Below are 6140 nucleotides of genomic sequence, written 5' to 3' on the forward strand. Positions count from 1 at the left end.
AATGGGGGGCGGCCGCGACGGCGGCCAGGGCGAGGGGCGGATCGACATGGGGGCTTCCTTCCGAGTATCCGGCCCCAGGGGAAGGGCCGGGATGCGACGGTCCATTATCGCACGACCCACAACGCCCTCGCCACGGTCAAGGTTGCACCCTCTGGACCCGGAACCGACAAAGCGCGAAAGAGGCGGCGGAAATGCTCGGGCGCAGCGCCCGGCAGGCAGTACTGGAGCCCGCCTATATGACCGTCACCTTCGCCGATATCGAGGCGGCCCAGGGCCGGATCGCCGGTCAGGTGGACCGCACCCCCGCCCGCTATTCCCGCAAGCTGTCGCAGCTGACGGGGGCCGAGGTCTGGGTCAAGTTCGACAATCTGCACTTCACCGGCAGCTTCAAGGAGCGCGGCGCGCTGAACCGGCTGCTGATGCTGACCCCCGAGGAGCGCAAGCGCGGCGTGGTCGCGGCCAGCGCCGGCAACCACGCCCAGGCCCTGGCCTATCACGGCGGACGGCTGGGGGTGCCGGTCACCATTGTGATGCCGGAGGGCACGCCCTTCGCCAAGATCAACGGCACCCGCTCCCACGGGGCCACGGTGGTGATCGAGGGGCTGGACTTCACCGGATCGACCGAGGCGGCCAAGCGGCTGGAGGCGGAGAAGGGCTACGTCTTCGTCTCGGCCTTCGACGACGAGGGGATCGTGGCGGGCCAGGGGGTCTGCGCCATCGAGTTCCTGGAGGATGCGCCGGATCTGGAGGCCCTGGTCATTCCGATCGGCGGGGGCGGGCTGATCGCCGGCTGCGCCATTGCGGCCAAGGCGATGAAGCCGGACATCAAGGTCTTCGGGGTCGAGGCGGCGCGCTATCCCTCCTTCACCGCCAAACGGGCGGGCCAGCCGCCGGTCTGCACCGGTCAGACCATAGCCGAGGGGATCGCCATCAAGGCGGTGGGCGACATCCCCTTCGCCCTGGCCAATCCGCTGGTGGACGAGGTCTTCGTCTGCGAGGAGGCGGACTTCGAACGGGCCGTCTCCTATTACGTCACCTATGAGAAGACGGTGTCGGAGGGGGCGGGCGCCGGGGGACTGGCGGCGCTTCTGGCCTATCCTGATCGGTTCAAGGGGATGAAGGTCGGGCTGGAGCTGTGCGGCGGCAATATCGATCCGCGGATGCTGGCGGTGGTGCTGAACCGCGAGATGGTCCGTGAACGGAGGTTGATCGTCTATCGCATCCTGGGCGACGACCGGCCGGGCATGTTGTCGGCCATGGCGGCGGTGATCGGCGGCCTGGGCGGCAACATCATCGACGTGGTCCACAACCGTCTGGCCCTGGACGTGCCGGCCAAGGGGGCGGAGTTCGACATCATGGTCGAAACGCGCGATAGCACCCACGCCGACGAGATCGGCGAGGCCTTGAAGGAACGCGGCTATGAACTTCGGATGGGGTAGGGCGGCGCTGCTGGCGGCCGTGTTGCTGGCGGGCTGCGGCCGATCCGAGCCGGTCGATCCGAACGCGGGCAAGGCCGAGGCCGTCGCCTTTCTGGAGAAGAACGCCAAGGAGGAGGGCGTCGTCACCCTGCCCAGCGGGCTTCAGTACAAGGTCGTCCAGTCGGGCCCGGCCGGCGGCGTCAGTCCGGACCGCAACGACCTGGTCAAGGTCGATTACGAGGGCAAGCTGATCGACGACACCGTCTTCGACAGCTCCTTCGCGCGCGGCGCGCCGGCCATCTTCACCCCCGAGGAGGTGGTCAAGGGCTGGACCGAGGCCTTGCAGAAGATGCATGTCGGCGACGAATGGATCCTCTATGTGCCGCCCGAGCTGGGCTATGGCGAACGCGCCAGCCCCAAGATTCCGGCCAATTCGGTCCTGATCTTCCGGCTGAAGCTGCTGGACGTGGCCAAGGCGCCGGGCGGCGGATCGGGCGTCGGGACCGCGATGGGGTGAGGCCCGCACGATCCGTCTTCTCCCCACGTCGTGGGGAGGAGACGAAAAGTGCACTGCGAATTTTTTGAGTGCACTTTCGTGCAGATTTTTGCGATCGGCTCGCAGCGTTGCGGTGAATGTCAAAGATCAGGACGGCAGTATAACCGTCTCGGCGCGCGCGGTGGGTTGAAGAGCGCTGATTTCGAGCAAGCTTTTGAAATCGTGTCCGTCCATCGCGTGGGTCATGAGGACCAAGCCGTTTCGGACCGCCGCCATTCCTCCAGAACCTGGGGATCGGTTTCGGTCGTCGCCTGGGCCAAGGCCGCAAATTCGGCGGGCGGCGTCAGCTGCGACAGGGCCCAGACGGCGGCGCCGCGCACCAGGGGCGAGGGGTCGGCCAGCAAGGCTTTCGTCGGGGCGATCAGCGTCGCGTCGTCCGAGTTTCCCACGGCGTAGAGCACGTTCCTGAGAAACCGATCCCGGCCGATCCGCTTGACCGGGCTCTTGGCGAAGAGGGCGCGAAAGGCGGGGTCGTCCAGCCCCAGCAGGTCGTCCAGGCGTGGGCTTTCAAGGGCCGGGCGGGGCTGAAGCCGGATCTCGCGGGCCTCTTGCGCGAACTTGTTCCACGGACAGACGGCTAAACAGTCGTCGCAGCCATAGATGCGCGATCCGGTCAGGGTGCGGAACTCGACCGGCCAGGGACCGCCGAATTCGATGGTCAGGTAGGAGAGGCAGCGTCGGGCGTCGAGCTGGAACGGGGCGGGGAAGGCCTTGGTGGGGCAGGCGTCGAGACAGGCGGTGCAGCGGCCGCAGTGTTCGGTCTCGGCCGCGTCCGGCTCGATCTCGGCGGCGGTCAGGATCGTGCCCAGAAACAACCAGTTGCCGTGGGTGCGGCTGAGCAGATTGGTGTGCTTGCCCTGCCAGCCCAGTCCGGCGCGCTGGGCCAACGGCTTTTCCATCAGGGGCGCCGTGTCGACGAAGACCTTGATGTCGGCGCCGTTGCAGGCCGCGATCTGGCCCGCCAGCTGTTTCAGCCGGCCCTTGATGACCTCATGATAGTCGTCGCCGCGCGCATAGACCGAGATATAGGCGGCCGAGCGGTCGGCCAGCTGATCCAGCGGGTTCTGGTCGGGGCCGTAGTTCATGCCCAGGACGATGGCGGTCCTGGCCTCGTCCCACATGGCGGTGGGGTGCCGGCGGCGGTCCAGGGTGGTCTGCATCCACGCCATGTCGCCATGCCGGCCCTCGTCCACGAAACGCCGCAGCCGCTCGCCCGCCGGCCAGGCTTCGGCGGCCGAGGCGAAGCGGCAGACGTCGAAGCCGAGCTCGGCCGCGCGCCGGCGGATGAAGGTTTTCAGGCGGTCGGACACGGGGCGGGGATAGCACGAAATCGGGCGAGGAAGACCTTCCCCCGCTTGCGGGGGAAGTGTCAGCGCGTCGAGCGGAGCGAGACGGCTGACGATGGGGGAAGTTCAGCCTTTGGCGACACTTCCCTCTCTGACCCTGGTCCGCTGCGCGGACGCCGGGCCACCTCTCCCGCAAGCGGGAGAGGATTCTGGGGCGGTCATTCGGTCGATGCGGCGCCGTCGAACAGCTCAAGGATTTGGGCCTGGATGTCGGGCGACCACGGGGCGATCAGGGCGGCGAGCCGGTCGCGGTCGCCGGCGAACAGGGCGCGGCTGGCCTCTTCGAAATCGGGGGCGTCGCCGGCTGTTTCGACCATGAAGCCATAGGCGGCCTCGGTGCGGCGGCGCCGCGCGTCGTCGTCTGCGCCGGTCTTGCGGGCCTGGTCCACCAGACGCCGCAGGGCGGCCGAGGCGCCCCCCGGCTGGCTGGCCAGCCAGTCCCAGTGGCGGGGCAGGAGCGTGACCTCGCGCGCGGCGACGCCCAGGCGCGGACGGCCGCGCCTGGCGGCCGGAGCGGCTTCTGTCTCGCGGAGGTCCAGGTCGACCGGCCGACCGGTCGCCAGATCGAACACGCGCAGCGCGGCTTGAGGCGCCGCCTCCAGGGCCTTGCGCAAGGCGGCCGCTACAGCGGCGTCCGAGCCTCTGGCGATGCGGCGGGGGCCGTCGAACAGAACCAGATTGCGATTTTCGTCGCCCATGTATTTACCCGGATGAAATTAGTCGTCATATTTATACCGGGATAAATAAGAGAGCGCCATGACCCAGACAGATCGCAAGACCCTGATCGCGGAATATAAGGAGCGGCCGACCATCGCCGGGGTGTATGCTGTGATCTGCAGCGCGACGGGCCAGGTCTGGGTCGGCAAGAGCCGCCACATCGACACCGAACAGAACGGCCTGTGGTTCGCGCTGCGTCACGGCGGCAGCCCCTATCGGTCGCTCCAGGCGGCCTGGAAGGCGCACGCACCCGAGGATTTCCGCTTCGAACAGCTGGACCGTCTGCCGGAGGACGTCTCGGACCTGCGCCGCAAGGATGAGCTGGTCAGTCGAGCGAAGCTGTGGATCGCGCGATTGGGGGCCGAGGCGCTTTAGAAGTCCAGATCGGCATACCACCCCGACGGCGGCACGCCGACGAAGCGGTCGGCCAGCAGGGGGCGGAAGCAGGGGCGGGATTTGACCTTGGAGTACCAGAGCTTCAGCGCGGGCCAGTGGGTCCACTGGACCTCGCCGAAATAGTCCAAGACGGACAGGTGGGCGGCGGCGATCAGGTCGGCCTGGGACAGCCGGCGGCCGGCCAGCCAGTCGCGGGCGGCGACCAGGTCTTCCAGCATGGCGAGGTGGGATTTCAGGGCGTCGCGGCCGTAGCGCAAAGCGCGGGCCTCGGGCGGGCCCAGTTTGAGCAGGGGTTTCTCCATCCGCTCGTGCAGAAGGACGGCGTCGACTTCGTCGGTGAAGCGGCGCTCGAACCAGCCGGTCAGGCGGCGCGCCTCGGCCCGTTCGGCGGGGTCGGCGGGCAGGAGCAGGGGCGCCTTCTGCTGGTCCTCGATCCAGCCCAGGACGGCCGGCAGTTCGCACAGGGTCAGGGGGCGACCGCGGTCGGTCGTCTGGACGACGGGCGGCAGGCCCGAGGGGTTCAGATCATTGACCGGGCAATCCTCTTCCCACGGACGAACCGGCGTATCGGTCCATTCGATCCGCGCCTCGCCCAGGCCCAGGCGCGCCGCGCGCGAGGCGGGCTGGAAGGGGAAGTGGAACAGGACGCAGGAGCCGGACATAGGCCCTAGATGCGCCCGCACCCGTTAATGTCCGTTTACCGCATCGACGGCGGAGCCGTCAGGACCAGGGGCCTTTGGGCGGGGCCGGCGGCGTGTCCGCAGCAGGGGCCTGGGCCTCGGCGGCGGGCGCCGGTTCGGACGGGGCGGCAGCGACGGCGCGCCCGCGCGGGTCGGCGTGGATCAGGATGTCGGCCGTGGGATAGTGGCTGAGCACTCGGCGTTCGGCCTCGACGACGATGGCGTGGGCCGCCTCCAGACGCAGGTCGGGGTCCAGATCGACATGCATCTGGATCATCATGACCGAACCGGCCATGCGGGTGCGAAGCTGGTGGACGCCCTGGATGCGGGGGTCGGCCAGGACGGCCTGGGCGATGGCGGCGCGGTCGCTTTCCGGGGCGGCGCGGTCCAGCAGATGGTCGGCGGCGGCCCTCAACATGCCGATCGCGCCCCAGAACAGCCAGACGGCGACCACCAGTCCGGCGGCGGCGTCCAGGCCCGGCGCGCCGAGGAAGGCGCCCGAGATCACCCCGACCAGCACCACCAGATTGGAGGCCAGATCGGCGGCGTAATGGGCGCGGTCGCCCGCGACCGCCAGGGAGCCGCTGGTCTTCAGGGCGCGGGTCTGCATCCAGACCAGCCAGCCCGTGACGGCGATGGAGGCGATGACCACCCCCACGGCCCAGCTTCCGGCGGTGACGGGACGCGGGTCGAAGATGCGCTGCAGCCCCTCCCAGCCGATGAACAGGGCCGAGGCGAAGACCAGACCCGCCTGGACCAGGGCCGCCAGGGCCTCGCCCTTGCCGTGGCCGTAGCGATGATCCTCGTCCGGGGGCGCGGCGGCCCAGCGCACGGCGAAGAAGGTGGCCAGGGAGGCCGCCAGGTCCAGAACCGAATCCGTCAGACTGGCCAGGATGGAGACCGAGCCGGAGGCGCCCAGGGCGAAGGCCTTCAGCGCGATCAGGGTCAAGGCCGCCCCGACCGACAGCCGCGTGATGCGGCGCGTGGCCAGATGCGGATCCTCCGAAGGGGTCGGGGCGGCCTTGAC

The 6140-nt window shown here is 69.1% G+C and carries 7 protein-coding genes; 3 read left to right on the top strand and 4 right to left on the bottom strand.

Features of this window, described 5'->3' with window-relative positions; all coding sequences use genetic code 11:
- The first annotated feature begins 236 nt into the window (after nt 1-236).
- Together AC07XS_RS15525 and bamJ are read left to right on the top strand one after the other, a co-directional pair.
- A complete protein-coding gene (locus AC07XS_RS15525) occupies nt 237-1439 on the top strand; it encodes a threonine ammonia-lyase (protein ID WP_182715165.1) in 1203 nt (400 codons plus the stop codon).
- A complete protein-coding gene (gene bamJ / locus AC07XS_RS15530; RefSeq protein ID WP_054764150.1) occupies nt 1420-1935 on the top strand; it encodes a BamJ family beta-barrel-assembly machinery protein in 516 nt (171 codons plus the stop codon). The genes AC07XS_RS15525 and bamJ overlap by 20 nt, the downstream gene beginning before the upstream one ends.
- A gap of 221 nt (nt 1936-2156) precedes the next feature.
- On the opposite strand, the gene queG is transcribed toward bamJ, so the two are convergent.
- Both queG and AC07XS_RS15540 read right to left on the bottom strand, forming a co-directional pair.
- The gene (gene queG, locus AC07XS_RS15535; protein WP_182715163.1) at nt 2157-3284 is read right to left on the bottom strand and encodes a tRNA epoxyqueuosine(34) reductase QueG; all 1128 of its coding nucleotides are present in this window, start codon (nt 3282-3284) and stop codon (nt 2157-2159) included.
- Between the two features lie 194 nt (nt 3285-3478).
- On the bottom strand, nt 3479-4018 hold the full coding sequence (locus AC07XS_RS15540) for a DUF2239 family protein (protein ID WP_152949116.1): 540 nt from the start codon (nt 4016-4018) through the stop codon (nt 3479-3481).
- A 58-nt stretch (nt 4019-4076) separates the two neighbouring features.
- On the opposite strand from AC07XS_RS15540, the gene AC07XS_RS15545 reads away from it, so the two are divergent.
- Nucleotides 4077-4412, top strand: coding sequence for a GIY-YIG nuclease family protein (locus AC07XS_RS15545; protein WP_182715162.1), 336 nt, complete (start codon nt 4077-4079; stop codon nt 4410-4412).
- Here AC07XS_RS15545 and fzlA read toward each other — a convergent pair.
- Entirely contained in the window at nt 4409-5095 is a 687-nt protein-coding gene (gene fzlA, locus AC07XS_RS15550) for an FtsZ-binding protein FzlA (RefSeq protein WP_182715161.1), read from the bottom strand. The genes AC07XS_RS15545 and fzlA overlap by 4 nt on opposite strands.
- Before the next feature lie 58 nt (nt 5096-5153).
- A complete protein-coding gene (locus AC07XS_RS15555) occupies nt 5154-6104 on the bottom strand; it encodes a cation diffusion facilitator family transporter (protein WP_182715164.1) in 951 nt (316 codons plus the stop codon).
- Nucleotides 6105-6140 lie beyond the last annotated feature (36 nt).

It is taken from the genome of Brevundimonas sp. GW456-12-10-14-LB3 (genome assembly GCF_059424365.1).